The organism is Bacteroides sp. AF25-38AC (assembly GCF_003602995.1).
GTDB lineage: Bacteria > Bacteroidota > Bacteroidia > Bacteroidales > Bacteroidaceae > Bacteroides > Bacteroides uniformis.
The window spans coordinates 36,188-53,283 of sequence record NZ_QTMD01000032.1 but is presented as its reverse complement, the minus strand read 5'-3'; the positions used below and the strand labels follow the sequence as shown (position 1 = coordinate 53,283).

The 17,096-nt window shown below is 36.3% G+C and carries 16 protein-coding genes; 3 read left to right on the top strand and 13 right to left on the bottom strand.

Going from position 1 to position 17,096, the window contains the following annotated elements; genetic code table 11:
- Positions 1 to 53 precede the first annotated feature (53 nt).
- The 12 genes from DWY55_RS17985 to DWY55_RS17930 are packed head-to-tail and all read right to left on the bottom strand — an operon-like array spanning position 54 to position 11,517.
- Positions 54 to 659: a hypothetical protein gene (locus DWY55_RS17985; protein WP_347765272.1), complete on the bottom strand. Its 606-nt coding sequence runs from the start codon at positions 657 to 659 to the stop codon at positions 54 to 56.
- Complete coding sequence (locus DWY55_RS17980; protein WP_034532894.1) at positions 653 to 997, bottom strand: hypothetical protein; 345 nt, start codon at positions 995 to 997, stop codon at positions 653 to 655. Before DWY55_RS17980 ends, DWY55_RS17985 begins: the two co-directional genes overlap by 7 nt.
- Entirely contained in the window at positions 981 to 2,021 is a 1,041-nt protein-coding gene (locus DWY55_RS17975) for a glycosyltransferase (RefSeq protein WP_157132535.1), read from the bottom strand. Before DWY55_RS17975 ends, DWY55_RS17980 begins: the two co-directional genes overlap by 17 nt.
- Positions 2,022 to 2,026: 5 nt before the next feature.
- Entirely contained in the window at positions 2,027 to 3,190 is a 1,164-nt protein-coding gene (locus DWY55_RS17970; protein ID WP_008664840.1) for an EpsG family protein, read from the bottom strand.
- Entirely contained in the window at positions 3,191 to 4,279 is a 1,089-nt protein-coding gene (locus tag DWY55_RS17965; protein ID WP_008664842.1) for a glycosyltransferase, read from the bottom strand.
- Positions 4,276 to 5,748 carry an MOP flippase family protein gene (locus DWY55_RS17960; protein ID WP_008664844.1) on the bottom strand — a complete coding sequence of 491 codons (1,473 nt, stop codon included), beginning with the start codon at positions 5,746 to 5,748 and terminating at the stop codon, positions 4,276 to 4,278. Before DWY55_RS17960 ends, DWY55_RS17965 begins: the two co-directional genes overlap by 4 nt.
- 14 nt (positions 5,749 to 5,762) lie before the next feature.
- The gene (locus DWY55_RS17955) at positions 5,763 to 6,884 is read right to left on the bottom strand and encodes a TDP-N-acetylfucosamine:lipid II N-acetylfucosaminyltransferase (protein ID WP_008664846.1); all 1,122 of its coding nucleotides are present in this window, start codon (positions 6,882 to 6,884) and stop codon (positions 5,763 to 5,765) included.
- Positions 6,885 to 6,887: 3 nt separating this feature from the next.
- Entirely contained in the window at positions 6,888 to 8,024 is a 1,137-nt protein-coding gene (rffA, locus tag DWY55_RS17950) for a dTDP-4-amino-4,6-dideoxygalactose transaminase (protein ID WP_117878487.1), read from the bottom strand.
- Between the two features lie 12 nt (positions 8,025 to 8,036).
- On the bottom strand, positions 8,037 to 9,185 hold the full coding sequence (gene wecB / locus DWY55_RS17945) for a non-hydrolyzing UDP-N-acetylglucosamine 2-epimerase (RefSeq protein ID WP_035448816.1): 1,149 nt from the start codon (positions 9,183 to 9,185) through the stop codon (positions 8,037 to 8,039).
- A 15-nt stretch (positions 9,186 to 9,200) separates the two neighbouring features.
- Positions 9,201 to 10,406: a UDP-N-acetyl-D-mannosamine dehydrogenase gene (gene wecC, locus DWY55_RS17940; protein ID WP_008664852.1), complete on the bottom strand. Its 1,206-nt coding sequence runs from the start codon at positions 10,404 to 10,406 to the stop codon at positions 9,201 to 9,203.
- A 49-nt stretch (positions 10,407 to 10,455) separates the two neighbouring features.
- Complete coding sequence (locus DWY55_RS17935; RefSeq protein WP_008664854.1) at positions 10,456 to 10,938, bottom strand: UpxZ family transcription anti-terminator antagonist; 483 nt, start codon at positions 10,936 to 10,938, stop codon at positions 10,456 to 10,458.
- A 45-nt stretch (positions 10,939 to 10,983) separates the two neighbouring features.
- On the bottom strand, positions 10,984 to 11,517 hold the full coding sequence (locus DWY55_RS17930) for a UpxY family transcription antiterminator (RefSeq protein ID WP_061412201.1): 534 nt from the start codon (positions 11,515 to 11,517) through the stop codon (positions 10,984 to 10,986).
- Positions 11,518 to 12,779: 1,262 nt separating this feature from the next.
- On the opposite strand from DWY55_RS17930, the gene DWY55_RS17920 reads away from it, so the two are divergent.
- From DWY55_RS17920 to DWY55_RS17910, 3 genes are all read left to right on the top strand, one after another.
- Positions 12,780 to 13,244 carry a DUF4494 domain-containing protein gene (locus tag DWY55_RS17920; protein ID WP_005831367.1) on the top strand — a complete coding sequence of 155 codons (465 nt, stop codon included), beginning with the start codon at positions 12,780 to 12,782 and terminating at the stop codon, positions 13,242 to 13,244.
- A 79-nt stretch (positions 13,245 to 13,323) separates the two neighbouring features.
- Positions 13,324 to 13,989, top strand: a complete 666-nt coding sequence (locus tag DWY55_RS17915; RefSeq protein ID WP_057256432.1) for a YggS family pyridoxal phosphate-dependent enzyme — start codon at positions 13,324 to 13,326, stop codon at positions 13,987 to 13,989.
- 18 nt (positions 13,990 to 14,007) lie between these two features.
- Positions 14,008 to 14,985 carry a dihydroorotate dehydrogenase-like protein gene (locus DWY55_RS17910; protein ID WP_117652580.1) on the top strand — a complete coding sequence of 326 codons (978 nt, stop codon included), beginning with the start codon at positions 14,008 to 14,010 and terminating at the stop codon, positions 14,983 to 14,985.
- Between the two features lie 94 nt (positions 14,986 to 15,079).
- Here DWY55_RS17910 and DWY55_RS17905 read toward each other — a convergent pair whose 3' ends face one another.
- Positions 15,080 to 16,984, bottom strand: a complete 1,905-nt coding sequence (locus DWY55_RS17905; protein WP_057256434.1) for a polysaccharide biosynthesis protein — start codon at positions 16,982 to 16,984, stop codon at positions 15,080 to 15,082.
- Positions 16,985 to 17,096: the final 112 nt, after the last annotated feature.

Sequence of the window (17,096 nt, the reverse complement as noted above, 5' to 3'; positions counted from 1 at the left end):
TTTTTGTTCGCAGCGAAGATAGAGATTTCAATTATGAGCCAATTTTTGACTGCTTACATATCATTCCCATGTAAAACTTTTCCTAATGATATTTTTGAAAAGGCTGCACTAATCGTCAATATACCTAATAACAGATTAGCCAATAACGTAGTCCAATCATCCAAATGATACCCAGGCAAAGCATCAGCAAAATAGCAATATAAACCATAAATTAAAAACCAATAGCATATTTTCCCTTCTATAAACCATTTAATCTTACTCCAATTCAAAAACATCAATCCACCAAAAAGGAAAGCATATAAATAAGGAAAAATCGAAACTTCGATAAGTTTATCCAATATACTTTCTCCACTTTCACAAGCACTTGTCCACAAGAAATTGAACATTGCAGAAAACAAAAATAACGCGATAAACTTCACTTTTATTGATATGTGCTTAAGAAAAAGAAAAAAGACAGGTAATAAAATATAAAATTCTAATTCCACAGGAATCGTCCATAAACTACCATTAGGAGTACCAACTCCAAAATTTCTTAATAAATTAGGTGTGTAATATTGAAATATGGTTATCTGTCCAAAAAACCATGCCCACAAGTCTAAATTTAGAAAAGAAGTAAAACTGATAACTTTGAAAAGCAATAATAAAGCCATTGCTAAAATAAATGCAAACCATAATGCCGGAAAAATCCGAAGGCACCTATTTTTGATATGTTGTAAAATATATTTACCCCCCCCATAGACTTTTTAATACTACAATTAATATATGAACGGGTTATTAAAAAACCGCTTATTACAAAAAACACCATCACTCCTGGGAAAAACGATATAACATCCAAGATTTCGTCATATCCTAATATCTGTAAATGATTTATCCCATGACCCAACAAGACTTGTAATGCAGCAAAGAGCCTGATTAAATCAAAATTATTTTCACGAGAAATTTCATTCCCATTAATTAATTTCCATCCAATTTCACTATGACTATTTACACTTTTCATAAATTTCCAATAATTGTTCAGGAACTCGATTATCAATACTGATTCCTCCTTCGGAGGAATAATTAGAACCATTATAAAATCCTAAAACTTTTTCCTCCAAATCTTCGTAACTCCTATTTTTAAATAAAACAGCTTCACTAGGCCTTTTGCAAACGTCACTTGCTACAGCCGGAGTACCACAAAACAAAGCCTCCTTAACAGAAATACCTTCTATATCAGTATATGTAGGCCTAATAAACAAATCAGATAATTTCCAAATCTCAAATCCATTAGGTATTTCTCTTTGGACAACTAAAATATTATCGTCAATATTCATTTCTTTTATCGAAGAGAGGCATTTCTGATAATATTCCATATCTCCAATCATTGGTAAACAAAAAACAAGCCCTACATTAATTCCTTTCTCTTTCAAAGATTTCACTAACTGTATCAATAAATCAAAACCATATATATCAATGCCATTTTCATAACGTAGTTTATAAGCATTTGCTGAAAGTAAAAAAGAATGTTGTTTCCTAAAAAACAATATATCCTCACTCAATCCTATATATTCGGCTTGAGTTGGAGGTAAAAAAGCGGGCAATATATGAAAATTATTCCTCGAACAATGAAAATGTGAGCACAATTTCAACAAATAATTATCATCATTCAAAACAACAAAAGCTGCATGCCGAAGAAAGACTTGAATAATTTTCTTTTTTATGAAAGAAGTTTTTTTTATCAAATTTTGATTATGTAATGTAACACCGACTTTATGTCTTCCCCCAAACAATAAAAATAAAGCAAATGCAAAAATATTATTTGAATGAAGATGAATAATCCTTTTCTTTCTAAAAGGTAAAAGAAGAAACTCCATCCAAGGATAAGATACGTGTTTTACATAAGAAATATTAGACACCTGCTTTCCAAAATTACGCAATACAACAGAAGAATCTATTGTATGCAAACTATGAATTAATCTATATATATGAATAGAGACTCCTCCTATAGGAGGAGGATATGTTCCCCAAATTTCAATCTTCATATAACTCATCTAAATGCCCTTTCACGCAATAAATCTTTTTCTTTAGTAAAAATAGTATAATATGGATAATATTTTCTATATTCTGGTACACCTCGAAAAGATGTTGGTGTAAAATAAGAATTGATTGGTAGATATATAAAGATACATATTAAAAACAATAATAGCACTCCACGAAATTTTACAAAATAGCAATGCGATATTATTGCATAAATTGAATTTGTAAGCATCAATAAATAAACTAAAAGAATATAGTTATTAAAACGATAAAAAAATGGAATGCCAGTATTTAAAGTTTCAAATATGAAATACAAAATCCCCAATTGTATTTCCCATTTTCTACAACCATTATAATAACCTTTAATAACTGAAATCCAATAACTAACAGCCAAGACAAAAGAACTTTTAAACAAAAAAGATTTTTCCCATTCTACTTTGTATTTCTCACTCGCTAAGTACGAAGTTGCCTTTTCATCTAAAGCCGCCCATAATGATATATCCATATCTTTAAAAGTATCATGCAAATCGGGTAAAAAAAGAAAAGAGAAAAGAGATAATATGATTAAATATCCCCATATTGCTTTTTTATGAATCGGAAGTAATTTTAAAACAGGTAAGACCAATAAAAAAAAAGCAGATAAATGAAACAAAAAAGAGATACTTACTAATATATAATATTTAAACCACAAATTTCTTTTATACGCTTCTAAACTAAATAAGAAAAAACCAACAGCAAACGACTCTCTCATTACTTCAAAATTTAATTCTGTATACAAGTATACAAAATAAAACAAAGTGGCAGTAAAAATATATTTAGTGTTAAAAACGATTGTTCTACTTATTGCATAATTTATGAATATAGCCTGAACAAATTGAAATACAAAAAAATCATTTGAAAATGATTTTAAAATAGAAATTAAGAATATCCACCCAGGTTGTCTATTGGCATTATCAAATACATAGCTTACTGTCAATTTATTTAAAGGCAAATAATCACCATACTCCGACATATATACTAATATATCAGAACCAACTCTATACTTCAGAACCGAAACACAAGTCAGTAATATAAAAATATATGAAAAGACACCTAATTTGGCGTCAGTTCTACTCAAGAAATCATATCTATATATGCCACATAAAATAATGGCAAATATTATGATATAAACCATTTATTTATAGATTGACAAAAAATGTTCTTCTTGATTACTCCAATAATAATCTGTCGGAACAAAATTTTTCATGTTAAGTAAGGTAATTAGTCCTTTTCTGACTTCATCCACAGTAATACAATCACAACAAAAACCATTTTCTCCATGTTTAACAACCCTTGCAACACCTGCAGTATTATTCGTCAGTACTTTTACCCCTAAATTCAAGTATTCATACAATTTATTACTTGCACAAAAATAACTATTAAAATGTCTTTCATTATAAAAACACACACCAATATCAGAAGAATTTACTGCATGTAATACTTCCTTGTTAGGAATAGCTGGATACATAAAAACTTTTTTCTGAATTTTCAAATCCATTATCAAATTATTTAAGTGTTTTTTATAATTCTCTGTTCCGTTTCCTATAATAAAAAAAAGAATATTATCTATTTCCCTAACAGCCTTAAGAACAAGTTCTATCTCTCTTTCTGGCGTAATTGCACCAAGATATGTAACAACTTGTTTATGATTCACATCAATATTATATTTATTTTTAAAAAAATCTTTTGATAGATCCATCACTCTATTTGGGAAGTTTTCAATCAACATATATTTTGACAATGGTAATTTATATCGAAAATAAAAATAATACAATCTATCAATTTGAGGAACTATTACAAATTTTACTTTACGCAACAATGTCTTTTCTACAACGCTCCAAAAGGATTTGATTATTCCAGAGCGACTTTCTAAATACAATTCGTGAGCATCGTATACAATCTCTATATTTTGTGGTAAAGCATACGCAAACATTAAAGTATTTAAATCATTACAATGCAAAATATCCGGAGAAAGCCTTACAATTTCTTTCCTCATTTTGAAAAAATATATTAATGTAGAAAATAATTTCATTATAGGATTACTACTATAATTCCTACGCAATAATATTATATTAAAGTCATAATTTGATACATTATCATCTACATCAAAATCTGATAAGATCAAGGAAACCTTATATCCAGCCTTACATAACGTAGATATTTCTTTCAATACTCGACCATCATAACGAATATTGCCAATTAATAAAAATAATACATTTTTCATTTTATGCCCAATCTTACAAATAAAAAATTAACTATTGAGAGTCTATCCAAACTAATAAATCTATTTATCAAAATGATGTCCTTTTTATTGTAAACTAAACTTAATAGTACATATAGCAATAAGAATAAAATACCAATAATAACAAGCCCTATATATGAGTTTAATCGCATATAATGTATAAAAACTAATGGGGATAATATCAATGAAATAAATAAAGGAGTACTAAAACTCTTTATATACTGCGAACAAGAAATATTCAATAGAGGTTTGTAAATCAATAGAATTTCAGGAAAAAGATTTATAAAATTTAAGATAAAAATGACAAATACAAAAATTACAAAAGGACTCAAAGAAGCAAAATACAAAACTATCATAGTTACAATAATTCTATAAATTGTCCAATAAAATCCTATATCAGTTCTGCCTGTTGCAACAAGTAAAGCCCCTAGTGGATTTCCAATACTACATATTGAATAGTAAAGGCATAAGATACTGAATACTAATGAATACTCAACATATGAACTACCATATATTACACCCAATACATAAGACGAGCAATAACAAAGAAAAAAATAAATAGGCATATCAATAAAAGATAGCACCCTAATTACGTTAATATATTTTTCTCTAAGTAAAAACTGATTATCTTGGCATAATGCCAAACTAGGTGTTAGCACTTTAGTAACTATTGGATTTATGAATGAATAAACTTTAAATGCGAGTTGCTTACATACAGAATATACTCCCAATATTTCTAATGAATATGCTGTTCCTATAAGGAATATATCCATCTCTCTTGATAGATAATCCAATGTTGAAGAGCCAACTTGATATATCCCTATCTTTAAATAAGGCTTTGTTTCATAGAAATTAAAATGCAATCTTATTATTCTGTCCTTAAAAACAGAATACGACAGATAAATAATAGCTATAAAAAAACCATAAAATAAAGTGGAAAAAACAAGTGCATATACGCCCAAACCAATATACACTAAAACAATAGAAAATATGACCATTAAAACAGATGCAGTCATATCAATTTTTGCAATAACACTGAACTGCATTTGTTTTTGTTGAAAAGTACGTTGAAGTCGAGATATCGATGAAAAAATAACATTCAACGATAACAATGATATAATATTAACCAATTCCGGTTGGTTATAATATATAGCTACCCATGGTGCCAATATGCAAATAATTACAGATATTACAAATCCAGATATAATATTAAACCAATACAATGAACTATATTCATTTTTTGATATATCCTGTTTATGGAGTACTGCAGATGAAATACCCATATCCATAAATATCTCTGTAAATGAAATTACTAAAACAGCTATGGCAATAAGTCCAAAATCTTCTTTCCTCAAAAATCTTGTAAGAATAGATATTTGTCCCAATTTAGCACATGCATTTACTACAGCACTAAGCGAAGTCCATTTAACTCCATTTATTGCACTACCCATATTGACAGAGACAATCAGAAATTTGATTTTATCAAATAATATAAACGTTCCTTAGAATAAATATTATTTAATATTTTACGATTATTTGCAATTTCATTTGATGATAATTGATTAATTATACTACCTACGGTTAATTCATTCAATCCAAATATAACCAACCCTTTATCCTTATAAAATTTCAACAATGGATTCTTTTCATCCAAAAAGACTTTTCCGCCTATAAACAATGCTATAAGAATATTACCAACGGCTTCTTGTCTCCAATTTCCATATATAAAGACATCTGCAGATAGTAAAAATTTATTATATTCTTCCAATGGCATGAAATCACGAATTGCATTGAATTTTCGCCCAAAATATTGTTCTCCAACTTTGGATATATAATTAGCATAATTCATATTACCATAACTCAACGGAACAAATATTTTTTTATCATTCACACCTAACATTTTCAACCTTTCAAAAATTGATAAGTGATTTCCCGTCGGTGATGAAGAATTTCCAATAATAATATTATTTCCTTTCGTTATAGAACAATACAATTCATCAGATAAAATCTCATCAATTGGATAATAAAAGAAATCTTTATATTCTAGATGTGATAATTCCGGATAATACGATAACAATAGTGGATATTCATCATACATACTATCTGGAACAAAATAATGTACTTTCTTGACAGCATGCAATAGTTCGTGTGTTTTTTTGCATAACTTCATTTTATACAACAATTGATACAATCTATATGGAATCTTTTTCGTACTTATCCTCCATAATATTTTTCTGTCTGCATACAATTGATAACCTCTATTCTCTAATAAGCCACTATACAAATCTGCCCCCCATTCAATCCAGTATATTTTCGAATGATTTATTGAATTAACAAATCGAATACTATCTGTAGTGAAAAAATGGATTATTATAGCTGCATATTTATTTACATCACCAATAATATTCCAAAAAATACTACTACCAAATTTCACATAAAACACTTGATTTTTTTTTTGCACATATTGAGGTAAGGATTTCTCGTCATTAAGAAAAACGATAAAAACATTCTCATCAGGAAATACTGAATTAAATGCATCTATACACCTATTTATTACTTTTTCATCTGGAACAATGTGTAGCCGCATAAATTAAGAAAAAAAATCATGTATAAGAGTTATTATTTTAACAATATCATTATCTGTTAAAGAATAGTACAGAGGCAGTCTCAACAAACAATCTGTATACTTATCTGCCATTGGAAGATCAGGAATTTCTTTTGCATGTTTCTTATTAAACTCACTCTTATGAAGACTTAAATAATGAAATACCGCCTGAACATTGTTTTCTTTTAAAAACTCTATTAGTTGACTTCTTATCTCAAAAGAAGGACAGATCACATAAAACATATGTGCATTATTAGTTGCATATTGTGGTACAACAGGTAGCTTTAACTGATACACATTGCGCAAACCCTCATAATATTGATTCCATATATCAATTCTTCTTCTCTGGATTTTTTCTAATTCACACAATTGGGAATATAAAAAAGCAGCAGTATATTCAGATGGTAAAAAAGATGAACCTAAATCCACCCATCCATACTTATTTACTTCCCCTCTGTAAAATTCGGCTCGATTAGTTCCTTTTTCCCATATTATTTCAGAACGGCGGACAAGCCTTTCATTATTAATAATTAACAATCCTCCCTCACCACATTGTATATTCTTTGTTTCATGAAAAGAAAAAGCTGCCATATGAGCTATTCCTCCCAAACTAGTTTTTAAGCCAGTTTTGGGTGATGTAAAATATGAATCAATACCCTGAGCAGCATCTTCAACCACCAATAAATTATATTTACAAGCTATTCCCATAATAGCATCCATATCACAAGAAACTCCTGCATAATGTACAGGTACTATAACTTTTGTTTTCTTTGTTATCAATTTTTCTATAGTAGATGTATCAATATTGGGATTATCTGATTCACTATCAGCATATACTATTTTAGCTCCCTGCCTAACAAAAGCTAAAGCCGATGATACAAAAGTATAAGAAGGAACAATAACTTCATCTCCTTCTTTAATATTAGCTAATATTGCACACATTTCTAATGCATCTGTGCAAGACGATGTCAATAAACATTTTTTAAATCCAAACTTATTTTCAAAAAATTGTTGACATAAACGTGTATAATATCCATTACCACATATTTTTTTTGACTCTATTGCCAATTTTATATTGTGTAATTCCTTACCTGTACAATATGGGATATTAAAAGGTATCATTTTGTAAAAAATTTAGATAAATGCTATTATTCTTTCACAAGCCAATCCATCCCCATAAGGATTCACAGCTTTACTCATCTGGTTATAATAAACTCGATCGTCCAACAATGCAGAAACCTCATTTACAATCTTGTCACAATCTGTTCCTACCAATTTCACAGTTCCGGCTTCCAAAGCTTCTGGACGTTCTGTCGTATCACGCATCACAAGTACTGGTTTACCCAGTCCCGGAGCTTCCTCCTGAATACCACCACTATCAGTCAATACAATAGCAGACTTCTCCATCAGATAAACAAAAGAAAGATACTCTAAAGGCTCTATGAAGAACATATTCCCCAAATTAGACAAATCCTCACCAAATACTTCATGAATGGGTTTGCGAACATTAGGATTCAAATGCATCGGATAGACAAAGTCGACATCCGGATATTGTTTTGTAAGAGCCTGAATAGCCTTACACATAGACATGAATCCGTCACCGAAATTTTCACGACGATGACCTGTTATCAAAACTAATCTCTTTCCATCCTGCAAACGGTTAATGTCATAACCGGAAGTTCTCAAAACACCTTCCAATTCTTCATCAAGTTTTTTATCGCTCTTTATCTTATCCACAACCATGTAGAGTGCATCTATTACCGTATTTCCGGTCACAATAATAGAAGATTCCTTTACCCCTTCATCCAACAGATTCTGTCGGCTTAACGGTGTGGGAGAAAAATGATAAGTAGCAATGCGTCCTGTTATCAGCCGATTCATCTCCTCTGGCCAAGGACTATAAATATTATGAGTACGAAGTCCCGCCTCTACATGCCCCACCGGAATCTGCTGATAAAAAGCAGCCAATGCCGAAGCCGTAGAGGTGGTTGTATCACCATGAACCAAAACAACATCCGGCTGTGCCTCTTTCAAGACATCCCGCATCCCCGTCAAAACACGGGCTGTCACATCATATAAATCCTGCCCTTGTTTCATAATATTCAAATCATAGTCAGGAGTAATATCAAATATATGTAACACTTGATCAAGCATTTCGCGATGCTGACCGGTAACACATACGATTGTCTTGAACTCCTCCGGATATTTCTGAAATTCTTTCACCAGAGGAGCCATCTTTATGGCTTCGGGACGAGTCCCGAAAACCAACATAATCTTCTTCATGCTATAAGGTATTTATTATTTCTTGTAAATTCCGCAAAAGTCAAAAATTACTTTCCGATCATTATATGGCAGGGATTTAAATACAGAATGAGCAACCAGAAAAACGACGATATCAGCCTTCTCATAGGCTTCTTTATAATCTGTAAGTTTAAATACGTTGTGTTCCTGCACATTAGGTTCCACTACTAAAATATCTGCATTATTACAGCTTTGCATCACTTTAGTAGTAATATACTTGGCAGGAGCTTCACGCAAATCATCAATATCGGGTTTAAAAGCCAGCCCCATCATGGCGATAGTGGGCTTACGATGATGTTCCAACTCAAACTTCAACATGGCATTCTGCACCTTCTCTGTACACCAGAATGCTTTATAGTTGTTGATTTCACGGGCGGTAGATATAATCTTAGATTCCATGGGAAATTCTGCCGTAATGAAATAAGGGTCAACCGCGATACAGTGTCCTCCAACACCACAACCAGGTTGAAGGATATTAACACGAGGATGCTTGTTCGCCAATTTTATCAATTCCCAAACATTGATTCCTGCTTTATCACAAATCAAAGAAAGCTCATTAGCAAAAGCTATCTGTACATCACGGGAGGAATTTTCTGTCAATTTACACATTTCTGCCGTTTTGCAGTTGGTGCGATGAAGCATTCCCTGCACAAACCGGCTATAAAATTCGATAGCTTTATCTGTAGAAGCTTCATTCATACCGCCAATGACACGATCATTATGAACCAGTTCATAAATTACATTACCGGGAAGGACACGTTCAGGACAATAGGCTATATAAATTTTATCTTTTAATTCAGGACGTAAATCAAAAATCAACTCAGCCATCTTATCGGTAGTGCCAACTGGTGATGTAGATTCTATGACATACAAATCGCCTTCTTTCAACAAAGGTATCACAGCACGTGTAGCAGCCTCCACATAAGAGATATCGGGTTCATGATTCCCCTTAAAAGGAGTAGGTACAACCATAAAATAGGCATCACTCACTTCTGGAGTAATAGAAGCCTTCAACTGACCGGTAGTAACGACTTCTTGAAGAAGCTCCTGCATACCCGGTTCAATGATATGCAACTTACCTTGATTAGTCATTTCTACAACTTTGGGATTAATATCGACCCCGATAATCTGAATTCCGTGTTTAGCGGCAATAATTGCAGTGGGCAGGCCAATATAACCCAACCCCATAAAACATGCTTTCATATCAATAAAAGTTATCTATTTTTTATGATTTTCTTATTACACCCAAATCCTATTCCACTTCCTCAAACGGATATGGATTCTCTTCGATATTCTTCAATTCTTCGATGATTTCAGTTTGTTCCGAACTCAAATTATCTTTGTTCCAACCTTCAATAATCGCATAGGCTTCTTGAAACAAAACCTCTTCATAAACCTCCCCATATGTATAAGTCAGTAGTCGGACTTTAAGTAAAGAAGCAGGCAACTGCTCCAAAACAAGACAAATCCGATTCAATACCATTTGTTTCTTTTGCTCCTTATCCCCATCATCATAAATGGTAGCATTATACCCCATCAAAAGAGCCAGACACAAATTCGCCTCCTCTTCAACATCGGAACTCTGAGCAGAAAAAAGAGAATCGGACTTAACAAGCACTTCCTTATTCAACCGGCAAAAAGTGTCGGAATAGACCGGCTCACCGTCCATACCAAGATACATCAGCTCATGAGCTGCATGCTGAAGCTCAAGAGCACGGGAAGTTAAATCATTCATTATTATGATATATGATTAAAATATAAGATTATACCTATTTAGAAGTCACCCGATTATTTTCAGATAGGATTTGGGGACTTTGACACTTGCAGTCAAAAGGTCTTTAATGCGGATAACAACGTATGTTTTATTGGCTTCGATGGCAACCTCACCTTCAATACCGCTGAGTTCGCCTTTGATAACTTTTACTTTATGCCCAACAGTCAGAATTTCGCTATCAAGGCTGACACCGTCAGGATTCAGATCCATTACGAACATAAAGTCCTCCATTTGCTTATTTGGGACTACCAGCATAGAGTGCGTGGAAAGATCCTTCATATAAAAAAGGGGGACATTATAGATGTTGGATATATCGCAGGCTGTCTGCTTGGTGGAATGAACAAATACCAAATTGCGGATTACCGGAACTTCGCTACGCTTACGACGATACTTCAATTGAGAAATGACAAAGCGCGTGGGAAGATAATAGTCAAGCTCCAAATGTTCTTCCGATTTAAGTCGGTCCAAAGATTTCCGGACTGTGAATTCCTGCTTGTCACGGGTGCGAGCCGCAAACCAATATTTCTGTTGTTCAGTCACTTAGAAATTTTCTTTCGAATGAATTAGCTCAGTTCCGGGTGCGCTTCGCGGTTTGAACGAGACATTTTCCCACCCAAACCGTATTGTACACTTTTGCAATGATAATAAGCTATTAAAGAAGATATTAGACTCATAAAAGTGTCCAATAAACGTTCGTTTAATGGACGCAAAGATAAGCCGTATTTTTTGAACTAACAAAATGTTTAATAAAAATATTCCCAAAGTGATTTTTGTTTTATATTAATATATTGAATTGCAGCATTGTACGTCTAATATTTAACATCTTAAAGTTCTGTTCCTTTTTAACTTTTATACCTCTACTTATTTTCTTAAAAATAGACGTTTATTAAACGAACGTTTAAAAAACACCTCATCATTTCCAATATATCATTCTACATTCCAATATCTTACCCTCATAAATGCATTATTGAAGTTGCGTAAGTAAGTATGTCTACTGTTGCATAGGGAATTAATAACGCCTAACGGCCATGAACAGCTCTGCTTATGGCCGTCAAACGATTGCTTCATGGCCGTTAGCAGGGTTGTTCATGGCCGTTAGGCGTCACTAACTCCAAGGCTTTTACAGATGAAGTACGTAGCCCGCGCCTATTGCGCACAAGGTGCAAACGTATTGTACAGCAACTTAAAAGACATCAGACTCCACTATTCATAGTCGGGCAAACTCGAAAATGCAGGAAAACTACACTGACCGATTTATGTAACCCACGCGCGGTATTATATTAAAGAACAATAAGTTACGACAAAACTCAGACGTTTTCGGCAGGTGGAAGCAAATTTTGCTTCCACCTTTTCAGGTTGCTTCCACCGCAGAGTAAATGCCGATGGATAGGGAGATGCAGGAGGTGGGTGGAAGTGTGGAAGCAAAACAGATGCAAATTTATGTTTCAGCAACACGCCTCAAGTTTTAAAAAAGATGTAGTACAAAGGCATAAAACATAATAAGTGTTACAAATACACATTTTATGCCCCGACACTCTTGCAAATGTCGAAAAAGTCCGTACCTTTGCAATGTGTTTTTCATAGTATTAGATTTAAGGTTAACAAAGGTTGGAGTACAGCGGTACTCCTTTTTTTATGCCCATACGTACCGTCCCGGTTCTCCAATAAATTTTTCACGTAAAATGCAAGGCAACTTTTTATATCCATTTAGTTTTTGGCTATCTTTGCACTGCTTTCGGCGGGCATAGGCACGCATAAAGCAACTTAACTAACAATAAATCAATAATTAAAAACAGAAAATTATGGCAATGCATACATGGTTTGAATGTAAGATCCGTTACGAGAAAACAATGGAAAATGGAATGAACAAGAAGGTGACCGAACCGTACCTGGTGGATGCCCTCAGTTTTACGGAAGCGGAAGCACGCATCATCGAAGAGATGACGCCGTTCATTTCGGGAGAGTTCACCGTATCGGACATCAAACGTGCCAACTATAGCGAATTGTTCCCCAGCGAAGAGGAAGCTGCCGACCGCTGGTTTAAATGTAAACTGGTTTTCATCACACTGGACGAGAAAAGCGGTGCGGAAAAGAAAACCTCTACCCAGGTATTGGTGCAGGCTGCCGACCTGCGTGATGCAGTGAAGAAACTGGATGAGGGCATGAAAGGCACAATGGCCGACTATCAGATAGCATCTGTAGCGGAAACCGCCATTATGGATGTATATCCGTACAGTGCAGAGCCCGACGACAAACCGGAAGTTTAATTTAAGTGATGAGTTATAAGTTATGAATTATTATTGCGAGCCATAACTTATAACTCATAACTCATAACTCAAAAAAACGATGATTGCAGAGAATTTAAAACAAGTACTGAGCGAACTGCCTGAAAAGGTACGGCTGGTGGCTGTTTCCAAATTTCACCCCAACGAGGCGATAGAAGAAGCGTATCGTGCCGGCCAGCGTGTGTTCGGAGAAAGTAAGGTGCAGGAAATGACTGCCAAATACGAAAGTCTACCCAAAGACATAGAATGGCATTTCATCGGGCATCTGCAAACAAACAAAATAAAATATATCGTTCCTTACGTAGCGCTGATTCATGGCATAGACTCCTACAAGCTGTTGGCCGAAGTGGACAAGCAGGCTGCCAAAGCCGGAAAAACCGTCAACTGCCTACTGCAGTTGCACATTGCCCGAGAAGAGACCAAGTTTGGATTCAGCTTTGACGAATGCCGGGAAATGCTGGCAGCCGGTGAATGGAGAGAGCTCAAGCATATCCGGATATGCGGATTGATGGGCATGGCCACAAATACGGACAATGACGAACAAATCAAAACAGAGTTTTGTTCTTTAAATAGCTTCTTCAATGAAGTGAAAGCCAAGTGGTTTGCCGATGCAGAGTCATTCCGGGAACTGTCCATGGGGATGTCTCACGACTATCACGAGGCCATTGCAGCCGGGAGCACCTTGATACGTGTAGGAAGCAAGATTTTTGGAGAAAGAAACTATTAACCATAAAAAATCATTATCATGGCAACATTAGAAACTACTTTTGCAGGGCTGAAACTCAGAAACCCCATTATCGTCAGCAGCTCCGGACTGACAGACAGCGCCGCCAAGAACCAGAAACTATCTGAGGCCGGCGCAGGTGCCATTGTGCTAAAATCACTTTTTGAAGAGCAAATCATGATGGAGGCTGACTGGATGGGAGACCCGAACATGTACCCCGAAGGCAGTGACTACCTTGTAGGATATATCCGCGAACATAAGCTGGGTGAATATCTGAACCTGATTAAGGAAAGCAAAAAGGTTTGCAATATCCCCATCATAGCCAGCATCAACTGCTATCAGAATGCCGACTGGGTGGAATTTGCCGCCAAAATAGAAGAAGCCGGTGCAGACGCACTGGAAATCAATATCCTTGCACTGCAGACGGATGTACAATATGCTTACGGCAGTTTCGAGCAACGCCACATCGACATTCTGAGCCACATCAAGAAGACGGTCAAGATACCCGTCATCATGAAGCTGGGTGACAACCTGACCAATCCGATAGCTCTGATAGACCAGCTGTATGCCAACGGTGCCGCCGCAGTAGTGCTGTTCAACCGCTTCTACCAGCCGGACATCAACATTGAGAAAATGATACAAGTATCCGGCAACGTATTCAGCAATGAAGCCGATTTGTCCAAAGCCCTGCGCTGGATAGGCATCGCTTCGGCAGCCGTAAACAAACTCGATTATGCTGCTTCCGGTGGTATCCACTCGCCCGAAGGCGTTGTCAAGGCAATATTAGCAGGTGCTTCGGCCGTAGAGATATGCAGTGTGCTTTATCAGAATTCAGCTACCATCATTGAAGAATACATCCGCTTCCTCAACTTGTGGATGGACCGCAAAGGTATGGAAACCATCAGCCAGTTCAAAGGTATTCTGAACGTAAACGACCCGAAGGGAGTCAATACTTTCGAACGTACACAGTTCTTGAAATACTTCTCTTCACATGAATGAGACAAAAGGCTGACAAGAAGACAATAAAATTGAAAGGGTGATAACACTACAATGACGTTATCACCCTTTCATTTTATACTATACCGCTATCTTTTTATTTCTTCTTATCCAGCGCCTCAAAGCAGGAATTCTTGCTCACGAATTCCGGAACAATATCCTTCATGGCAGCAACAATTTTCATCTGGTCATAGGTGTAACTTACATCAATCAGCTTCTGGATACGCTCCTTCACCTCGTCATAGTCATACTCACGCACCGTGGCAATCATAATCTTCTCATGATAGGTGGGTTTTGTAAGCTCCTTCACATTCAAGAGTTCCTCGTAGAGCTTCTCGCCATGACGGAGACCGGTAAATTCAATCTTCACATCCGTACGTCCGGAAAGGCTAATCATACGCTTGGCAAGGTCCACAATCTTCACCGGCTTACCCATGTCGAAGATATAGATTTCACCGCCGTTGCCCATACTGCCGGCCTCAAGAACAAGGCGGCAAGCTTCGGGAATGGTCATGAAGTAACGGATTATCTCAGGATGGGTCACTGTCACCGGGCCGCCACGCTGAATCTGGTCGCGGAAACGGGGAATGACAGAACCGTTGGAACCCAGCACATTGCCGAAACGCGTAGTGATGAACTGAGTGGCATGGCCTCCCTCCTTCTGCAACTTCTTCGCAAGAGACTGCACATAAATCTCGCAAATACGCTTGGAACAGCCCATCACGTTTGTAGGGTTAACAGCCTTGTCCGTAGAAATCATCACAAACTTCTCGGCACCGTATTTCACGGCAAGATCGGCAACGGTGCGCGTGCCGAATACGTTCACCTGGATGGACTCGGAAACGTTGTCCTCCATCATCGGCACATGCTTGTAGGCGGCCGCATGGAAAATATACTGGGGCTTGAACTCCCTGAAGATATCCTCCATGCGCGTGGCATTGGAGATGTCGGCTATGATGGTCTCGGCATCGATGTCGCGCCAACGGTCCTGAAGTTCCAGACGGATGTCGTGCAGAGGGGTCTCGGCCTGGTCCACTAAAATAAGTTTATAGGGATTGAACGAAGCCACCTGGCGCATGATTTCACTGCCGATGGAGCCGGCGGCGCCCGTAATCATCACGCGCTTGCCCTCCAGATGAGAGGCAACCTTACGGATATCTATCTCGATGGGATTGCGCTGAAGCAGGTCCTCAATCTGAATTTCCTTCAGCTGCGTACGGCTCAGCGCCTGGCCGTTCCACTCGCTCAAGGGGGGTGCGGTCATCAGTTTGATGTTGTGCACCAGCAGGCGGTCAGCCATGTCGGACTTCTTCAATTCTTCCATCTTGGCGGGAGAAATGATAATGGTCTGCACATCGCGGTCGTTCAGCACATCAATCAGCGTATCATCGTTGGGGAACACCTTGACACCCATCATCACCTTATTGATAAGCTCAGGTTCGTCCGCAATGAATCCGCGCAGACGGTAGTGGTTGCGCAGATTGACACGTAATGCCTTGGCAATATTGACCCCGGCTTCCTTGGCACCGTAAATGAACACATTGGCACTATGGGTGCCGTCGAAGTTCAGCGCCTCGAAGAAAGTCTTGACAATCACACGGGAGCATGCCATCATGGCAAAGCTGATGATATAGGACATGAACAGCACGCTGACCGGAGCCAGGTTAAACTCCAAATAGCTTTCCGTCAGGACGCTCGTTATCATCAGCAGTGCATACGACACCGTCAATGACACAAAAATGCGCATGATATCCACAAAGGAGGAAAAGCGCAGTACATTGGAATACGTACGGAAAACACGGAAGAAAATCAGGTTGACAGCAACCGTCCATAAAATGGTCTTGTCAATGGTAGATGATTCCAGAAAAATGCTTCTGAAATCATATCGGAGAGCATAGGCCAACAGACTGGATATGACGATGATAAATACATCAATTAACAGAATAGTCCATATCGGAAGCACTTTCGCGGAAAGATACCGATGAAAAAAATTTCGCTTCATTTCGCTTGACAGTTTTGTTTTAGGCGAGGCAAAGATACACTATTTTAGTCAAAACAGACAATAAATCGATAAAAAAATGTTATAACAATTATTTATCGTCTATAAAGAAACC

What these genes read in the sequence shown, in the direction of transcription:
- DWY55_RS17980 (WP_034532894.1), bottom strand. Translation starts at nt 997, where the DNA reads ATGAAAAGTGTAAATAGTCATAGTGAAATTGGATGGAAATTAATTAAT.
- DWY55_RS17975 (WP_157132535.1), bottom strand. Translation starts at nt 2,021, where the DNA reads ATGAAGATTGAAATTTGGGGAACATATCCTCCTCCTATAGGAGGAGTC.
- DWY55_RS17970 (WP_008664840.1), bottom strand. Translation starts at nt 3,190, where the DNA reads ATGGTTTATATCATAATATTTGCCATTATTTTATGTGGCATATATAGA.
- DWY55_RS17965 (WP_008664842.1), bottom strand. Translation starts at nt 4,279, where the DNA reads ATGAAAAATGTATTATTTTTATTAATTGGCAATATTCGTTATGATGGT.
- DWY55_RS17960 (WP_008664844.1), bottom strand. Translation starts at nt 5,748, where the DNA reads ATGGGTAGTGCAATAAATGGAGTTAAATGGACTTCGCTTAGTGCTGTA.
- DWY55_RS17955 (WP_008664846.1), bottom strand. Translation starts at nt 6,884, where the DNA reads ATGCGGCTACACATTGTTCCAGATGAAAAAGTAATAAATAGGTGTATA.
- rffA (WP_117878487.1), bottom strand. Translation starts at nt 8,024, where the DNA reads ATGATACCTTTTAATATCCCATATTGTACAGGTAAGGAATTACACAAT.
- wecB (WP_035448816.1), bottom strand. Translation starts at nt 9,185, where the DNA reads ATGAAGAAGATTATGTTGGTTTTCGGGACTCGTCCCGAAGCCATAAAG.
- wecC (WP_008664852.1), bottom strand. Translation starts at nt 10,406, where the DNA reads ATGAAAGCATGTTTTATGGGGTTGGGTTATATTGGCCTGCCCACTGCA.
- DWY55_RS17935 (WP_008664854.1), bottom strand. Translation starts at nt 10,938, where the DNA reads ATGAATGATTTAACTTCCCGTGCTCTTGAGCTTCAGCATGCAGCTCAT.
- DWY55_RS17920 (WP_005831367.1), top strand. Translation starts at nt 12,780, where the DNA reads ATGGCAATGCATACATGGTTTGAATGTAAGATCCGTTACGAGAAAACA.
- DWY55_RS17915 (WP_057256432.1), top strand. Translation starts at nt 13,324, where the DNA reads ATGATTGCAGAGAATTTAAAACAAGTACTGAGCGAACTGCCTGAAAAG.
- DWY55_RS17910 (WP_117652580.1), top strand. Translation starts at nt 14,008, where the DNA reads ATGGCAACATTAGAAACTACTTTTGCAGGGCTGAAACTCAGAAACCCC.
- DWY55_RS17905 (WP_057256434.1), bottom strand. Translation starts at nt 16,984, where the DNA reads ATGAAGCGAAATTTTTTTCATCGGTATCTTTCCGCGAAAGTGCTTCCG.